At 45.2% G+C, this 547-nt stretch carries 1 protein-coding gene; it reads right to left on the bottom strand.

The genetic code is table 11. The features are described 5' to 3' along the window. Positions 1–547 (bottom strand): DegT/DnrJ/EryC1/StrS family aminotransferase (locus AB4585_RS24335; protein WP_372171319.1); only part of this gene is annotated, 547 nt, incomplete at both ends.

Raw genomic sequence — 547 nt, 5'->3', positions numbered from 1 at the left:
ACTGAATACGACCAATAACAGCCTGCATTTCTGTCATTCGCCAGTTGGTACCAAAACTTTCATGTAGCCATCTGAAGCCAGGCGGGTGTTCACGGTTATAGATAGCATCAAAACTCTTCCCGTGATCCTTATAAGACCACATCTTTGACCACAGAGCTTTATCATTCGTGGTCACCATGCCGCCCTCACCACCTGTGGTCATGATTTTATCCTGGCAGAAAGACCATGCACCAATATGACCTATTGTGCCAACACTCTTGCCTTTATATTTAGCACCATGAGCCTGAGCACAATCTTCAATCACATAAAAGCCATGCTTCTTAGAAAGCGCCATAATGTCGTCCATCTCTGCAGGCATGCCTGCGAGATGCACCACAATTACCGCTTTTGTGTTAGGCGTTAAAACAGCTTCAATTGATTGAGCTGTTATGTTCTGGCTATTAAGGTCCTCATCAGCGAATACAGGGCTTGCGCCTGAAGTAACAATTGACGAAGCGGAAGCTAAAAATGTGCGTGGTGTTGTAATAACCTCATCACCACTACCAAC

Source organism: Vibrio sp. 10N.222.49.C9, from assembly GCF_041474985.1.
Lineage (GTDB): Bacteria > Pseudomonadota > Gammaproteobacteria > Enterobacterales > Vibrionaceae > Vibrio > Vibrio crassostreae_C.
Note: the sequence above shows the minus strand (reverse complement) of the source record. Positions and strands in the feature narration are given on the sequence as shown.